The following is a 15141-nucleotide window of genomic DNA, read 5'->3' on the forward strand; positions in this document are numbered from 1 at the left end:
GGGTTTTCGATGCGCTACGCCGCAGTGGCGCGAATGGCTTTGATATCCTGCAGCGGCGGCGCGCCAAACAACCGCCGGTATTCGCGGCTGAACTGCGTGGCGCTTTCGTAGCCCACCTGCATCGCCGCGGTGCCTGCCGCCACGTTTTCCGCCAGCATCAGGCGGCGCGCTTCATGCAATCGCAAATGCTTCTGGTATTGCAGCGGGCTCATTGCGGTCATCGCGCGAAAGTGATGGTGCAGCGTAGAGACGCCCATATTCGAAATTTCGGCCAGGTCTTCCACGCTGATCGCTTGCGCAAAATTTTCGCGCAACCAGGCGATGGCGCGCGCCGTGAGGTTGCTCTGCGTGCCGGCCAGGGCGGTTTGCCGCAAGCGCCCGCCCACCGGACTATTGAGCACGCGGTACAGGATCTCTCGCTGCAGCAGATTGCTCATCACGGGGATGTCGCGCGGGGTGTCGATCAAGCCCACCAATCGGCTGAGCGCATCCAGTAGCGCCGGGGTCATCGGACCGAACGCCAGACCGGTGGCGGGAGTGGAAGGGGCGAGCGTTTCGGCGTCGGTGGCCGCAGCGACCTCACGCACCATTTCCAGATCGATCTTCAGCACCATCGAGAGGAAATCCTTCATGCCGCCTGCATCCATGACCATCGAGGTCACCGGCAGGTCGATAGCGGCAAGCATGAAGCCGGTGTCGTCGTACTCGTGCACGTGGCCGGCGAGCTCGATACGTTTGCGGCCGCGCACGATCACACCCAAGCAGGGCTCGTAGATCGCGGTGACGGACTTGGCCGCTTTGCCGCAACGATAGAAGCTCAAGCCCGGAACGGCGGTGTCGCATCCCACGTTGTCCCCCATATGGCGAGTGATCGTATCGGCAAGCATCGTGCGCGTTTCGGCGTCGCGGTCGATATGGGTCTGATTCAAGTCGTCGTTGGCGGCCAATCGCATGCGGGCTCCGGGTCGAAATCATGTGATGGCCAAGTGTATGTCTTTGAATTCACAACACAAGGTGCGCCAGAGGATTAGGCAAGAACAAGGAAGGTTTGGGCTAACGCTGCGTCGCAGCACGGCCATAGACTCTCGCCTTCAACATAGGGAGAAGTGCGATGACGTTGATTGCCACACCATTCAATGCGCTGAGTACCGCTGATGATGTCGTGCGCGGGGTCGATCTTACCGGCGTGCGTGCGCTGGTAACCGGCGCCAGTTCCGGCATCGGTGTTGAAACGGCCAAGGCGCTGGCGCGTGCGGGCGCCGAGGTCGTGCTGGCCGTGCGTGAAGAGCGTGCGGGCTGGTCGGCGCTGGCCGAGATCGTGAGCGAAACGGGAAGCCGCCGTGTGCGGGGCGTGCAGCTCGATCTGGCCGATCGGGGCTCGATCGGCCGCCTGGCCGACGGCTGGCGCGGGCCGCTCCACCTGCTCATCAATAATGCCGGGGTCATGGCGTGCCCATTGTCCCGCACGCCCGAGGGCTGGGAACGGCACTTTGCCACCAATTACCTGGGCCACTTCGAACTGGCGCTGGGCCTGCATGAAGCGCTATGCCGTGGGGCCGACGCGCGGGGCGAGGCGCGGATCGTGAGTGTGAGCTCCGGGGCGCATGCGCTTGCTCCCGTCGATTTCGAAGATCCGCATTTCGAACGACGGCGCTATGACCCGTGGACGGCCTACGCGCAGTCGAAGACCGCCGCCGCCCTGTTCGCGGTGGAAGCCAGTGCGCGGTGGGCGCACGACGGCATCGTGGCGCACGCGGTCAATCCGGGATTTGCCGCCACGCGATTGCAGCGCTACGTGCCGCCCGACACCAAAAAGGCCTGGGACGAGATGGAGCGACGCGGGCTGCTGCGAAGGAAAACCGTGCGCCAGGGTGCGGCGACCACGCTGGTCGCGGCGCTCTCGCGCGAGTTTGCGCGCAAAGGCGGACGGTACTTGTCAGACTGTAATGAAGCCGCCCCGATGGCAGACAGCAGCGACGCGGCCTTCGAGCCGAACAGCGTACGCGAATGGGCGCGGGACCCGCAGGCCAGTAGTCTGCTGTGGGAGATGTCGCTGGATATGGTGGGTGCGCCGGTGATGTCGAACTGAGGCGCGAGCGCTAGATTGGCGTGTCGCGCCACCCCGCCGCGCCCCGCATCGCCCAGCCTTACGCCTTGAACGTTTTATTCCACATCTCCAGCATTTTTGCCTGATTGGCTTGCAGATAGCCGTAGTCGAGTTGCAGCAGATTGTCTTGCTGCTTTTCGGTAAACGCGATGGCACGGTTGAGATCGTCGGGCAGTTTGGCGTCTTTAACCGTGGGCAAGTAGCCCATGCGTTGCGCGAAGGCCAATTGCGCCTGCGGTTCGAGCATGGCATTCACGTATTTCAAACCCGCATCCTTGTTGCGCGCATTCTTTGGAACGGCCGCTTCATACAACGTGGGAAATCCGCCTTCGGACGGAAACGCGTGCGCCACGGGTAGCCCGGCCTGATTCCACATGAAGGCCCGCGCCGCTGCAATCACGGTGATCCAGATATCGCCCGATTTCAGGGCGGTGGCGAGCGATTCGGTGGACGGCAGGATTTTCACATCGAGGTCGCGCAGCTCGGCGAGTTTGCCGGCGGCGGGCTCGAAGTTCGTGGGCGAGCCGCCGCCGACGATGGCCGCGATGGTGGTGTTGGTGGTGAATAGAAAATCGGTAAGGCCCACTTTGCCGCGATATTTTGGGTCCCAGAGATCGGCAAACGCAGCAGGCGGTGTTTTGATTTTCTCGGTGTTGTACACGATGACGTGTGCCGAATAGATATGCGGAATCGAGTGCGTCTTTTTCAAAAACGGCAGCACTTGCGCCGTGCGCGGCACGTTGGCCGTGGTGATCTCTTCCAGCGCGCCCAACTGCTGCGCGGCGTAGATATCGAAATCCGCCAGGCAGGCCACGTCCATACTGCCCCGGCGCGCATTGCGTTCGGCCAGTAGTTTTGTGCGCCGTTGCATGGGGGCGCCCACATCTTGAACCACCGTCATGCCCATGGGCGTGATGAGCGGTTCGTCCACGCCCGCGCGCAGGATGTTGCCGAAGTCGCCGCCCCAGGTGCCGACGACGACCTGCTCTTCGGCGGCAAACGCCATGTTGGGCAACAGCAGTCCGGCGGCAGCGCCTTGCAGCAAGTGGCGTCGAGTCATGTTGGTCATGGAGCTTTCCTGTGAGGTGGAGGGGTTAGGCGGAAACGGGGCGCATGGGCAGCGCGATGCGCGACGCGCGATCGGCACCGCGAGTGAACGTGAGTGCGGGCGGACGGCCATGCGGCACTTGGCCGCAATGGTCGGCATCGGCGCCCGCCACGGACACGCGGATGCGGCTACCGGCGGCGAACTGCCAGGCCACAGGCAGCAGCCCCAGGCGGATGTGTTCGACGCGCCCGGGCACGAGGGGCGCGGCATCCTGGCGGGTGAAGGTGCGAAACGGCCACGTGGTGCGGTACGTATCGGGGCACGGTGTTTCCTTGCGATGCAGCGCGCGCAGCAGGCCTTCGGTCACGTAGCGCTCCGTGCCGTCGGCTTCGATTTCAGTCAGATAAACGAAGAGCGCGGCATCCGGCTCGCTGGCCGAAAACCATAGATCGGCAATGACGTGACCGGCCAGCTCGGCGGGCGCGGTCAGGGGCGCCGACGTGAAGCTCAGCATGCGATCGGTGCGGCCCTGCCAGTCGGGGTAGTACTCGGTGCTGTTGATCGCGGCAATGCGCTCGTAGCGGGTGCCAGCGCCCGTTCCCAGGCTGAAGTCGACCTGGCAGGTATCTTCGCCGGCCGTACCGGCTTGCGCCGTCAGTGCGCCGTCGGCAGCGAAGTGCAGCGTGGTGTGCTCGGGTTCGGGCGGCCACTGTGCCGCCGATTTCCACGCTTGCGCATGCAGGGAGAAGTAATGAACGGGCGCTTCGTCGGCAAGGCTCGTATCAAGGCCCATCAGGTAGTGATCGAAGAAACGCAGCACTTCGGCAAGCCACGGGAAGTCGGCCATGGTGCTCGTGCGCCACGGCGAGACATCGATGCGTGCGCCGTGATCCCACGGGCCAAGTACGAGGTGACGTGGGTTTTTATCGAGTGTGAGAAAGCGGGAGATGGCGGCATTGGAATAACCCGCGCCATCCATCCAGCCCGACATCGACAGAATGGCGACGTCTTCGCGCACGCCGCCCGATGTCGCGTACGGACTGAACGATGCGGAACTGAACGCGGCGTCGTACGGCAACGCCTCTTCGCGAAACTTGAACTCGGGCATGAATTCCGTCTGGCGGAAATTGCCCAGATGTTCCGTAATCGCTTGCTTCAGCAGCTCGCCGTTGGGGTCCTCATCCACCGGTTGCGGGCCTTCGTAAGCCGGATTCGCGTAGTACACGAAGCGATGCAGCATGTGGCGCTGATCGTGATCGAGCGCCACCATCAGATCGTCGTAGCTTTGCGTGAGCGCCTTGAGCTGGATGCCGCCAGGGAAGTAGTTGTCGGTGTAGGTATCCCACACGGCGAACAGCGGTGCGATGGCTTTGACGGCCGGATGGCCCGTGCTGGCGAGGAAATCCGAAGCGGCGCCGGGATACGAAATGCCGGTCGCGCCCACCTTGCCGTCAGACCATGGCTGCGCCACGATCCAGTCCACCACTTCGCGGCTGTCGTCACGCTCTTTGGGTGAACGGAAACTATCGCGCGTGCCGAAGCTCGCACCGGTGCCACGCACGTCGATCACCACCACCACATAGCCGCGCGGCACGAAGTAATCACGGAACTTGGCCGTGTTCGGGCCGCGATCGCCCTCGGCGTTGGCCGCCATCTTGAAGCGGCGGTAGTACGGGGTGAATAGGGTGAGGGTGGGGTGTTGGGTGGTGCTACCGCCCTCGTTCAACGGCTCCGGCACATAAACGTCGATCGCCAGACGGCATCCATCGCGCATGGTGAGGTAGCGCGATGCCGGTGCATCGGGCAACCGATATGCGACCGGGCGCTGCGCCTCATAGTCATGCGGGGGAATGGACCAGGCGTTGGTGTGGGAAGTTTGAATCGGTGTGGTCATGGTTGCAGCGTTGGATGCGGCGTTAGGTGTGGCTTTCGATGCGGCTTTGGATGAGACCTCAGATGGCGCTTTCGATGCTTCTTCACCTACTGAGCCAGGCAGTGATGACATCTCTATTTATCTTAGGAACGCATTGCGCGTATCCACAAATACCGATTGCCGATGGTCACATTGGTTAAACCTATCTCCCTGGTGCAGGCTTGAATCCAGACCGTTTTCATAGGGGTAATCGCTAGTATGGCGAGGCGCATTCGCGCGCCCGATTAGGACATGATTCGTTATCCGATAACTTCATCCTATGTGGCCTGCGCCATGGACATTCGCCAGTTGCGCTATTTCACGCGCATCGTCGAGCTCGAAAGCATCACGGCCGCCGCCGATGCGCTGCATATCGCGCAGCCGTCGTTGAGCCAGCAGGTGGCCAAGCTGGAAAGCGAGCTCGATACCAAGCTGCTCGTGCGCGGCCCCGCCGGGGTGCAGCCCACGCACACCGGCAGCATCCTGTATCGGCACGCCAAGATGGTGATTCGCCAGATGGATGAGGCGCGCGCCGCGGTGGAGCATGGGCGCGATATTCCATCGGGACACGTGAGCATCGGCTTGCCGACCAGCACCTCGCGCGTGTTGGCCATGCCCCTGATCGAAGCCGTTGCGCAGCACTTGCCGCAGGTCACGTTCGAATTGGTGGAGGGATCGAGTCTCGGGCTGGCCGAATCGGTGGCCACGCAGCGGTTGGAGTTGGCGATCGCCATGAACGTGCAGCCGCAACCGCGTATGCAGGTCGTGCCGTTGCTTGAAGAGCAGTTGATGCTGGTGGGCCAGGCGCTCCCCGGTCAGGACGCGGTCACGCTGGCGGAAGTGGCGGCGTTGCCGCTGTTGCTGCCCAGCTTTCCAAATTCAGTGCGTGTGACGGTGGATCGCGCCTTTGCGGACGCGGCCTTGCCGCTGCGGCTGGTGGCCGAAACCAGCGCGGTATCGATCCTGCTCTCGTCGGTGCAGCGCGGTCACGGCTGGACCATCCTGCCGTGGTCGGCATTGGCGGGTGCCGAGGGTTTGAACCCGCCGATTGTGGGCACGCCGATCGCCGATCGCGAACTCAAGCGCCGCATCTCGTTGTGCATGTCGACCTCGGCGCAAAGCAGTCTCGCTTGCATGGCCGTGCAGCGGCTCACGTTCGAACTCGTACGCGATATGGCGCAGGATGGCCGCTGGAAAGGCGTGACGTGGCTGGGGGGCTGACGCGTTAAGCTCTCGACTATGAACGACCCGTCACTTTCTATCGCGCATACCCTCAAGCAGTTTCGCAAGGATCGAGGCTGGAGCCTGGACGCCTGCGCGGCCGCGACCGGTGTAAGCAAGGCGATGTTGGGGCAGATCGAAAGAGGTGAGTCGAGTCCCACGATGGCCACGATGTGGAAGCTGGCGACCGGACTCAATATTCCGTTCTCGGCGTTTTGGGATGACGCGGCGCGGTTGGCCCCAGGCAGCGCGGCGCCGGTTTACTCTGCCGATCCCGAAGCTCCAATGAAGGCCACGCTGATCCAGCCGTTCGATGCACGAACAGGGGTAGAGATTCTGGAAGTCGAACTGGCACCGGGCTGCGAACGTCTGGCGCAGGGGCATCAGTCGGGAATGTTCGAGTATGTGGTCGTCATCGCAGGCACGATGGCGGTATTGCGCGATGGCGAATGGATGGTGCTGGCCGAAGGCGCATCGAGCATGTTCGCCGCCGACGCACCGCATGGATATCGCAACGAGGGCGACATGCCAGCGCGGTTTTTAAATGTGATCGTTCGCAAAGGTCAGGTCTGACCAGAGTCATGTCAAAAATCAATATCCTGCATCTTCAAACGTTGTGTCAGATTGCGCAGCTAGGAAGTTATCAAGCTGCCGCGGATCATCTCTACACCACACAGCCGACCGTTTCCGCGCGCATGAGGGAACTGGAGATCAGGCTTGGTTTCCCGGTATTCCAGAAGCGTGGCCGTCGAATGGATCTCACAACGCAGGGGCGAGAGCTCGTCCAACAGGTGAAGCCCTTGCTCGCCTCATTGGAAGACGTGATCTATGCCCTGGACGATGCGTCTCACGCTTCAGGGCTGATTCGACTGGGCATTGCCGGCTTGATCGCACAGACTTGGTTCCCTCAGTTCATCACTGCTGCCAGAGCGGCGATGCCGCAGTTGAGTTTCGATGTGGGTGTGGGCCAGACGGCGCTGAGCGTCAGCAAACTGGAGTCAGGTCACCTGGACCTGGTTTTCATGGCGACCCCATCGCTGACCTCGGATCGCTTTCATGTCGAATCGATCGGTGTTGCCGATGTACGGCTGGTGGGAGCGCCGTCGCTCGTCGGACGCGAGAACGAACAGTCGGAGGTCGAATGGCTAGCGCTTCTCCAGACGCAGCCGATCTGGTCGCTGTCCAGCGAATCGCCCATGCACGCCATCTTGAAAGGTGTACTCCGCGAGCAGAATATTCGAAAGAAGGTCGATATCTGCAATGATGTGCTGACGCTGAAGAAGCTGATTTGCGGTGGCACGGGAGTCGGGCTGATGACGCATGCCTTGATCGAGCAAGAGTTGAAACGGGGCGAACTCGTCGTATTGAAGAACGCACCGCCCCTGCCGCAAATCAACTTCAATGCGGCATGGGGCATCGATCAAAGTCAGACAGTCATTCGGCGACTGGTCAAGCTGGCTAAGGCGATGTCGACCTTTCGCTGACGAGACGACCGTGCGACACAATCCGTCGAGATCGGCACCTCGTTCGACGCCACGTCATTCAGGCTTCACGCCTGCATCGCCAAGCAGCTTGTGCCATTTCGCAACCTCATCGACCAGAAGCGCCTGGGCGCCAACCAGACTGCGGTGTTCTGCGGTCGGCACGACAACACCGGTTTGTGCATAGCGCTCTTTGAGATCGGGGTCGGTAAGCGCTTTGTTGATCGCCGCATTAAGCTTGCTGGTGATTTCAGGCGGCGTGCCGCTCCTCACCATCACCATGTTCCAGATCGTGAAGTCCAGAGATTTGAATGCGCTCTCACTGGTCGAGGGCACATCAGGCAACACACTCGCGCGTTTGGGGCCCAGCACAGCCAGACCTTTGATCTTTCCGCCGGCGATGGAGCTTACGGCCGTACTGATGCTTTCGACGGTGTAATCGATCAGACCCGCCATGACGTCGGAGTTGGCTTGGGCAGCGCCACGATAGTGAACCGGTGTGACGTTGATTCCCAACGCGGCATTGAGCATTATGCCGCCCAGGAAAGCACCAGATCCGATGCCCGCATCACCGAAGTTCATCGTTGCGTCATTGGCCTTCGCGTATTTGGCGAATTCGTCGAGATTGGACGCCGGGAAATTGGCCCGCACTGACAGCACCTGAGGCGTATCGCCCACGGAAGCGATAGCGGTGAAATCCTTGAGGATGTCATAAGGCAAGTTCTTGTACACCGAGGGATTCGCCGCGAGCGTCCCCACATTCCCCAAAAGAATGGTGTATCCATCTGCGGCGGCTCGAGCCACTTTGGACTGTCCAATGGTGCCGCCTGCGCCCGGCAGATTCTCCACAATGACGGGCTGCTTGAGTTCCTTGGAAAGACTCACGCCAATCGTTCTTGCCAAGACATCGGTGGCCCCGCCAGCCGTGTACGGCACGACCAAACTGATGGGGCGTTCCGGATAGCTGCCCGCCTGGGCACTTGCCGTCATCGCGATACCCATAACGCCTGCAAAAGCGAGAGCGGAAAGGCGTCTTTTTGGGGCGAGTATGCCCGTGTTGGTGTTCATGCTTGTCTCCAGTGTTTTTAGAATTGCTTCATGATCGAGCGAAACTACTCGGCGCGTACTACTTGCCGTTCTCTTCGAGATTGAGTTGATGACGTGCGAACGGATACCCCCGGCGCGCTCGAACACAAGCAGGCCCGGTGTTTTCAAAGATGGGTTGGTGTGCCCTCGCTTTGGAGGGCACCGGCATTTATGCCACGGGATCTCGCAGCGAGAACGTCACGACTTTTTCATCTGTCATGTCGCGGATGGCGTACTTCGGTCCCTCCACGCCGTAGCCACTATCTTTCACTCCTCCGTAGGGCATGCCATCGTTGCGCGAACTCGACGTCTCATTGACGTGCAGGCCTCCGACCCGAAGATTGCGCGCCAGGTAAAACGCAGTATTCAAATCATTGGTAAAGACGCCCGTGGCCAATCCGTAAGGTGTTGCGTTGATACCGTCGACCGCCTCCGTTATGGCGTCGAACGGGATGAGGGTGACGACAGGCGCAAATATCTCAAGGTCGAATACTTTCATTCCTGCGCGTACATCAGAAAGAATTGTCGGCGCGAGAACGGACTTGTCGCGTTGACCACCGTGGACCAGACGTGCACCCATGCTTACCGCTTCTGCCACCCACGACTCGGCACGCACCGCTTCTTTCTCGGCAATCATGGGGCCGACATCGATATCGGATCCCTGAGGGTTGCCGGTTTTGAGTGCGCTTGTTGCCTGCGCCAGTTTGGCGGTGAATTCGTCGATACGCGAGCGAGCCACATACAGCCGTTGAATGGATGTGCAAACCTGTCCGGCTTTGCGAAACGTGGCACGCATGATCCGCGGCAACGCCATATCGATGTCGGCATCTTCGCAAACGACGGTGCAGGCGATACTGCCCAGTTCGAGTTGAGTACGGCGGCGACCGGCTTTCTGCTGAATGATGCGCCCAACGCGAGTGCTGCCTGTGAAGGTATAGAAGTCGATATCCTGTTCATCGAGCAGGTATTCGCCAGCTTCGGCGCCTTCCCCATGCACAAGCGACAGCAGCTCAGGTGGCCACCCGGCTTCGAGCAACGCGTCGCAAATCATGCTGGCCGTGAGGGGTGTGAAGCCAGACGGCTTCAGAATGACAGCGTTGCCTGCGGCGATGGCAGGCGCGATCTTGTGCAGCAATGCATTGAATGGCGCATTGAACGGTGTGATCGCACACACGATGCCAACCGGCATCCGGATGGTGAACGCAATGCGATCCTTTTGTCCTGGATTGCCGTCCATGGGGATCATTTCGCCGCAGATACGCTTCGACTCCTCTGCAGCGATCTCGAGCGTATCCAAGCCGCGGGCAATTTCGTTGCCGGCTTCAGCCTGGGTGAAGCCGGCCTCCAGTGTCATGATGTCGACGAATTGAGACTTTTTGGCAGTGATGATGTCGCCGGCTTTACGCAGGATGCGTGAACGTTCGTAGCCGTCGGGCACGTTTTTCAGATGACGCCGGGCACCTGCAACGGCTTGCTGGATATGTTCTTTCGATGTTCGGTCGACATGCGCGATCACCTCATGAGAGAACCGGTTGAGCACGGCGAATGTAGTGCCGCTTTCCACGCGTTTCCCATTGATCAAGCTCAAGGTCGAGACTGATTTCAGCGTTTCGAGAATCTGATTGGACATCGCTCTATCTCCGTAAATTGATTACGCCGTCGCCAAGATCATGTCGGCGGCTTTTTCCCCAATCATCAAGCTGGCCGCCAAGGTGTTGGCGGAGGGCACTTGGGGCATGATGGAAGCGTCGGCCACGCGCAGGTTCGAGATGCCGTGCACGCGCAGCTGAGCATCGACGACGGCCATGGGGTCGCTATGCGGCCCCATCTTGCAGGTACCCACCATGTGATAGCCCGACGTACCCTTCGATCGCGCGTAGTCGAGCCATTCGTCGTCAGTGGAAACGTTCCTGCCCGGCAGCAGCTCGGTGTCAAGATAGCGGGACATTGCCGGCGACGACATCAGTTGGCGCGCGATCTTCAACGCTTCGACGATGGTGCGCTGATCGAGTTCGTGCGATAGAAAGTTGGGCTGCACGGTTGGCGCCTGGTGATAGTCATGTGATTGAATCCGCACATAGCCACTGCTCTCGGGGCGCTGTTGGCGTGCGCCTGTGCTCATGCCCGGCGAATCATCAAGCACATAATTGCTGCCGGCCTTGTAGCTGGCAGGCGTGAACAGTATCTGGATATCGCCTCGCATTGGGCTCAGTTTGGTATTCCAGAACACATGCACCAACGATGGGCTGAGACTCAGAATGCTTGGCTTGCCTGCAAACCATTTCAAAATCTCATTGCCGAGACGCCAGCCTTTGGACAACTCGTTCAGCGTAATCACGGATTTCGCTCTGGCGATGCTTCGCACCGTGTAGTGATCGCGAAAATTCGCGCCCACGCCGGGTAGCCCCTTGCGCAAGGGAATGCCGTGGCGCGCCAGGAGTTCGGCCGGACCCAGGCCCGACAGCTGAAGAATCTTTGGCGAGTTGACGGCGCCAGCGTTGATGATCACCTCGCGGCGTGCGTAGAGCCGGTAGGTATTGCCAGCTTTGTTGTAAACGACGCCAATGGCGCGATGGCCGTCGAAAAGGATCTCGGATACCACGGCGTCGGTCTTGAGTTCGACACGTCCGGTTTTCATCGCCGGCCGCAGAAACGCATCCGAGCAATTCACGCGCTTGTTCTTGTAGATATATCGTTGAAAGTAACCCGCTCCAGTTTGGTTTTCACCGTTGTAGTCAGGGTTCGATGGGATGCCGAACTCGTTGCATCCGTTTATGAATGCGTCGCAGAGCGCTGAGGTCCAATCGGAATTGGTGATCGGGAGCTCACCGTTGATTCCGCGATATGCGGGGTCGCAGTCACCGATGCGTCGTTCTGAACGTTTGAAGTAGGGCAGTACATCTCGATAACCCCAGCCAGGATTACCCATTTTCTCCCAATCGTCGAAGTCTTCTCGCTGGCCTCTTGAATAGACGAGCCCATTGACGGAGCTCGAACCGCCGACGACGCGCCCTTGTGGCATGGCGATCTTCCGCCCATGTGTGGCATCCGAAGGCTCGGTTTGATAATCCCACGTGACGCGTCCGCTGTAGAGCGTCTTCACAAATCCTGCAGGCACGCGGATGAAGAAGTTCTTATCGTCACGACCCGCCTCCAGGACGCAGATGCTGGCGTCGCTTCGTTCGCTGAGCCGCCTCGCAATCACGGATCCTGAGGGACCCGAGCCTACGATGACGTAATCCACATATTCCTTCATTTGCGCTGCGCAAAGTGCGCTCTCCGTTTCACTGAGCGCAGAATATGTCGGCAGTCACATGGAAACAATCAATATTTTGCTATGGTTAAGCATCGGTTTTATTGATGTTTTGGGCGAGTGCGAGGCGTATTGGTCGACGCCCGCGCAGAAGTGAAAATTGATCACTGTCGCCCACACAGCGGCTCCGATGAAGACTGCCGCAGCCTAGCAGTTGTTTGGGGTGTCTTGCTCGCCACGTTCGAGTGTCAGCGTTTGCGAACGCCAACGTGTGAAATTAACCCTGCACCGCAATCCGCGTCAGCGGCACATGCTGCTGGCACCCATACACATCGCGATCCTCCAGATCGCCCGAACTTACCGTTCGGCGGATCGTGACCTTGATCGCCATGCCGGCATCGAACGGCGTACACACGAGCACTTGCTTGACTGGAATGCCGAAGGCGGCGGCGATCGTGTCCACACTGATGGCGCCACTGTTCTTGACGATGTCGTAGGGTGCGCGGTCGTCGAACATCACATCGAACGTGACCTCGAAGGGGCCGGAATTCTTGCTGCGGATGACTTTCGCGTAGTCGGTCAGCGGGCGGGAGGGTGCAGGCATGGTTGTCTCGGCAGGTTTGGGTGTTTGCACTTGGATCGACACGACGTGCCTAGTACGTCACCGTTTCATAATGAATCGGAAAGCATTCATCAGGCGCGGCGACGGGCATCAGGTGATACACCGAAAACCGATAGGCAGGCCCCACCGGAATGCCGAAGGGTGAAAACGGATAAGCCATATTGCCGGCGGTAGTGAGGATGCCGGGATAGTCCGCGTGCTGCATCACGCCGCGGGTAAACATCACGATCGCGGTGGCCAGATCCTGCGTGGCGGCAACGGCTTCGATCACCAAACCGATTTCTTTCGGGACGATGTGGCGATCGGGCTCCATGGCGCCCATGACGCCATCGCGACCGTAGGCCCGAAACATCAAATGAATGCCCTCGCGGCTGATGCCGAAGCGTTCTTCGGCGCGCTCGCGCACGTGTTCGATCACGTAATCGAGCTGCTCGATCATGATCGAATCGCGAATGCCCACGATCACGATGCTGCGGTAGCCCACATGTTCGGCGCCTTCCAGCTTGACGCGGTATTGCTCGTCCGGCACGAAGGTGCTGCCGGTGACGCGTACCGTGCGCGGGTCGAGCTGTTCGAAGCGCGCGTGGGTGAGATTGTTGATCCCCCCAGGGCCCGCTTGCAGATAGGGATCGGAACGCTCGTAGAGTGAATGGCTGGCCACTGAAACGGTGGTGCAGCGGTATTCGGCATTGCCGGGCTCGACCTCGAAGTGGTCATGGCGAACCCGGCCCACCATGGGTTCACCCAGGTCGTAGGGAATGGCCGACAGCCCCGCGCATTCGAGAATCTTGCCGCAATGCAGGGACAGCCCACGGTCGAACCCGCGCAGCACAGGCATGGCCGCAAACACCGCGTCGTCGCAGGCGCGTCCAGCGATGATCACATCGGCACCAGCATCTAGCGCGCTCATGAACGGTTCCATGCCCATTTGCGCCACGATGGGGCCGGCGGCATCTACCCTCTCAGCGGTCAGTGCGGCTTCCGGTCCGATGCTTTCAAGCGCCCCATGCGACGTGATCTTGCCTTTCAAGTAGGTTTTGTCGATTTCGGCATTGATGACGGCAAGCTTGAATGACTGCTTTTGACTACGCGCCGTTTCGTGCACCAGGCGCACCATCTGATCCAGCGTTTGCCTTGAACCGTTCGTCGTGGCGGAACCGATCAACAGCGGAATCCTGGCGCTGCGGGCGGCGGCCAACATGATTTCCAGATCGCGGCGATAGGCGGACTCCGGAAGAAACGGCTTGTCGGCCCCGTAGTAATAAGGCCCCATGTCTGTCGAGCCGGCATCCTGCCCGATGAAGTCGGGCGACAGCGACATGGCGCGCTTGAACGATTCGATGTTGTAGCCGCTACCCATCGAGCCAGAAGGCGCGACACCGGTGACTTGTTTCATGCTTGTGTCCTTGAATGATTATTCGGCGGCCAGATTGACTGTGGTCGACAACGTGCGCCAGCGTTCGGTATCCACCGCGATCATCGACTTGAATTCCGCACTGCTCCCGCTGCGAATCTCGGCGCTCATGGCATCCATGCGCGTACGGATATCGGGCTGAGCGAGGATGGCCTGGATTTGTTTATTGAGTGCGGTCACCGATGATTCAGGTGTGCCCTTGGGGGCCATCAACCCCATCCAGGTGAAGGCTTGCATCTTGGGATAGCCGAGCTCGGCAAACGTCGGCACGGCGGGCAGGCCCGCCAGGCGCTGATCGGACGCCACCGCCAAGGGGCGGACCATCCCTGAGGTCGTCATGGCTTGCGCCGAGCCGACGAAGGTAAACAGCAGCGCCACTTGTCCACCGGCCAGGTCCTGCAAGGCGGGCGCCGCACCGCGATAGGGGATGTGATTGAAGGTTACACCCGACTCGCGGCTGAGGAGCTCCAACGCGAGGTGTGTGACCGTGCCTTTTCCGGCCGAGGCGAACGGCACCTGGGCCTTCCTGGCGCGCGCATCGGCAAGCACGTCGGCGAAGGTTTTGTAGGGTGACTTGGCGCTGGCATACAGCACGGCGATGCTGTCGATCAAATGGATCACGGGCACCAGATCTTGCACGGGGTCGTAGCGCAATGCGGGATAGACGAAAGGTGCGATCGACACCTGCGCATTGGTGGCCATGATGACGGTGTAGCCATCGGGTTTGGCTTGCATGAGCTGCGACACGGCGATCTGGCCGCCGGCGCCACCCACGTTTTCGATGATCATCGGCTGGCCGGTCATCTTCACGTAGGCATCGGCGATCGGCCGGATGACGGCATCGAGCGACGCGCCGGCGGGGTAGGGCACGATCACGCGAATGGGTTTATCGGGAAAGCTGGCCTGGGCGTGTGCCAGAGGCGGGGCGACTGCGAAAAAGACGGCGGCAGCGGCGATGATCTTGCGTAACGATGCGGCGCGATTCATGAGTGTTCTT

Annotated in this window: 13 protein-coding genes; 4 read left to right on the forward strand and 9 right to left on the reverse strand. The window is 60.4% G+C overall.

Annotation, left to right across the window (positions count from 1 at the left end; genetic code table 11):
• Positions 1-14: 14 nt before the first annotated feature.
• A complete protein-coding gene (locus EYW45_RS05830) occupies positions 15-953 on the reverse strand; it encodes an AraC family transcriptional regulator (RefSeq protein ID WP_161134399.1) in 939 nt (312 codons plus the stop codon).
• A 158-nt stretch (positions 954-1111) separates the two neighbouring features.
• On the opposite strand from EYW45_RS05830, the gene EYW45_RS05835 reads away from it, so the two are divergent.
• The gene (locus EYW45_RS05835; RefSeq protein WP_161134400.1) at positions 1112-2089 is read left to right on the forward strand and encodes an SDR family NAD(P)-dependent oxidoreductase; all 978 of its coding nucleotides are present in this window, start codon (positions 1112-1114) and stop codon (positions 2087-2089) included.
• Between the two features lie 58 nt (positions 2090-2147).
• On the opposite strand, the gene EYW45_RS05840 is transcribed toward EYW45_RS05835, so the two are convergent.
• Together EYW45_RS05840 and EYW45_RS05845 are read right to left on the reverse strand one after the other, a co-directional pair.
• The gene (locus EYW45_RS05840) at positions 2148-3176 is read right to left on the reverse strand and encodes an ABC transporter substrate-binding protein (RefSeq protein ID WP_161134401.1); all 1029 of its coding nucleotides are present in this window, start codon (positions 3174-3176) and stop codon (positions 2148-2150) included.
• A gap of 25 nt (positions 3177-3201) precedes the next feature.
• Positions 3202-5049 (reverse strand): CocE/NonD family hydrolase, encoded by a 1848-nt coding sequence (locus tag EYW45_RS05845; RefSeq protein ID WP_161134402.1) that lies wholly within the window; start codon positions 5047-5049, stop codon positions 3202-3204.
• Positions 5050-5319: 270 nt separating this feature from the next.
• Between EYW45_RS05845 and EYW45_RS05850 the strand changes: the two genes are divergently transcribed.
• The 3 genes from EYW45_RS05850 to EYW45_RS05860 are packed head-to-tail and all read left to right on the forward strand — an operon-like array spanning position 5320 to position 7772.
• Entirely contained in the window at positions 5320-6288 is a 969-nt protein-coding gene (locus EYW45_RS05850) for a LysR substrate-binding domain-containing protein (protein ID WP_235938866.1), read from the forward strand.
• Between the two features lie 18 nt (positions 6289-6306).
• Positions 6307-6861 carry a helix-turn-helix domain-containing protein gene (locus tag EYW45_RS05855; protein ID WP_161134403.1) on the forward strand — a complete coding sequence of 185 codons (555 nt, stop codon included), beginning with the start codon at positions 6307-6309 and terminating at the stop codon, positions 6859-6861.
• An 8-nt stretch (positions 6862-6869) separates the two neighbouring features.
• On the forward strand, positions 6870-7772 hold the full coding sequence (locus tag EYW45_RS05860) for a LysR family transcriptional regulator (protein ID WP_161134404.1): 903 nt from the start codon (positions 6870-6872) through the stop codon (positions 7770-7772).
• Positions 7773-7826: 54 nt separating this feature from the next.
• On the opposite strand, the gene EYW45_RS05865 is transcribed toward EYW45_RS05860, so the two are convergent.
• The 6 genes from EYW45_RS05865 to EYW45_RS05890 form a co-directional block, all read right to left on the reverse strand.
• Complete coding sequence (locus EYW45_RS05865) at positions 7827-8837, reverse strand: Bug family tripartite tricarboxylate transporter substrate binding protein (RefSeq protein WP_161134405.1); 1011 nt, start codon at positions 8835-8837, stop codon at positions 7827-7829.
• 187 nt (positions 8838-9024) lie between these two features.
• On the reverse strand, positions 9025-10485 hold the full coding sequence (locus EYW45_RS05870) for an aldehyde dehydrogenase family protein (RefSeq protein WP_161134406.1): 1461 nt from the start codon (positions 10483-10485) through the stop codon (positions 9025-9027).
• Positions 10486-10506: 21 nt separating this feature from the next.
• Positions 10507-12111, reverse strand: coding sequence for a GMC family oxidoreductase (locus tag EYW45_RS05875; RefSeq protein WP_161134407.1), 1605 nt, complete (start codon positions 12109-12111; stop codon positions 10507-10509).
• 274 nt (positions 12112-12385) lie between these two features.
• Positions 12386-12712 (reverse strand): DUF4387 domain-containing protein, encoded by a 327-nt coding sequence (locus tag EYW45_RS05880; RefSeq protein WP_161134408.1) that lies wholly within the window; start codon positions 12710-12712, stop codon positions 12386-12388.
• A 49-nt stretch (positions 12713-12761) separates the two neighbouring features.
• A complete protein-coding gene (locus EYW45_RS05885; protein ID WP_161134409.1) occupies positions 12762-14126 on the reverse strand; it encodes an acyclic terpene utilization AtuA family protein in 1365 nt (454 codons plus the stop codon).
• Positions 14127-14144: 18 nt separating this feature from the next.
• Complete coding sequence (locus EYW45_RS05890) at positions 14145-15131, reverse strand: Bug family tripartite tricarboxylate transporter substrate binding protein (RefSeq protein ID WP_161134410.1); 987 nt, start codon at positions 15129-15131, stop codon at positions 14145-14147.
• Positions 15132-15141 lie beyond the last annotated feature (10 nt).

It is taken from the genome of Schauerella aestuarii, assembly GCF_009866805.1.
GTDB classification, from domain to species: domain Bacteria; phylum Pseudomonadota; class Gammaproteobacteria; order Burkholderiales; family Burkholderiaceae_B; genus Schauerella; species Schauerella aestuarii.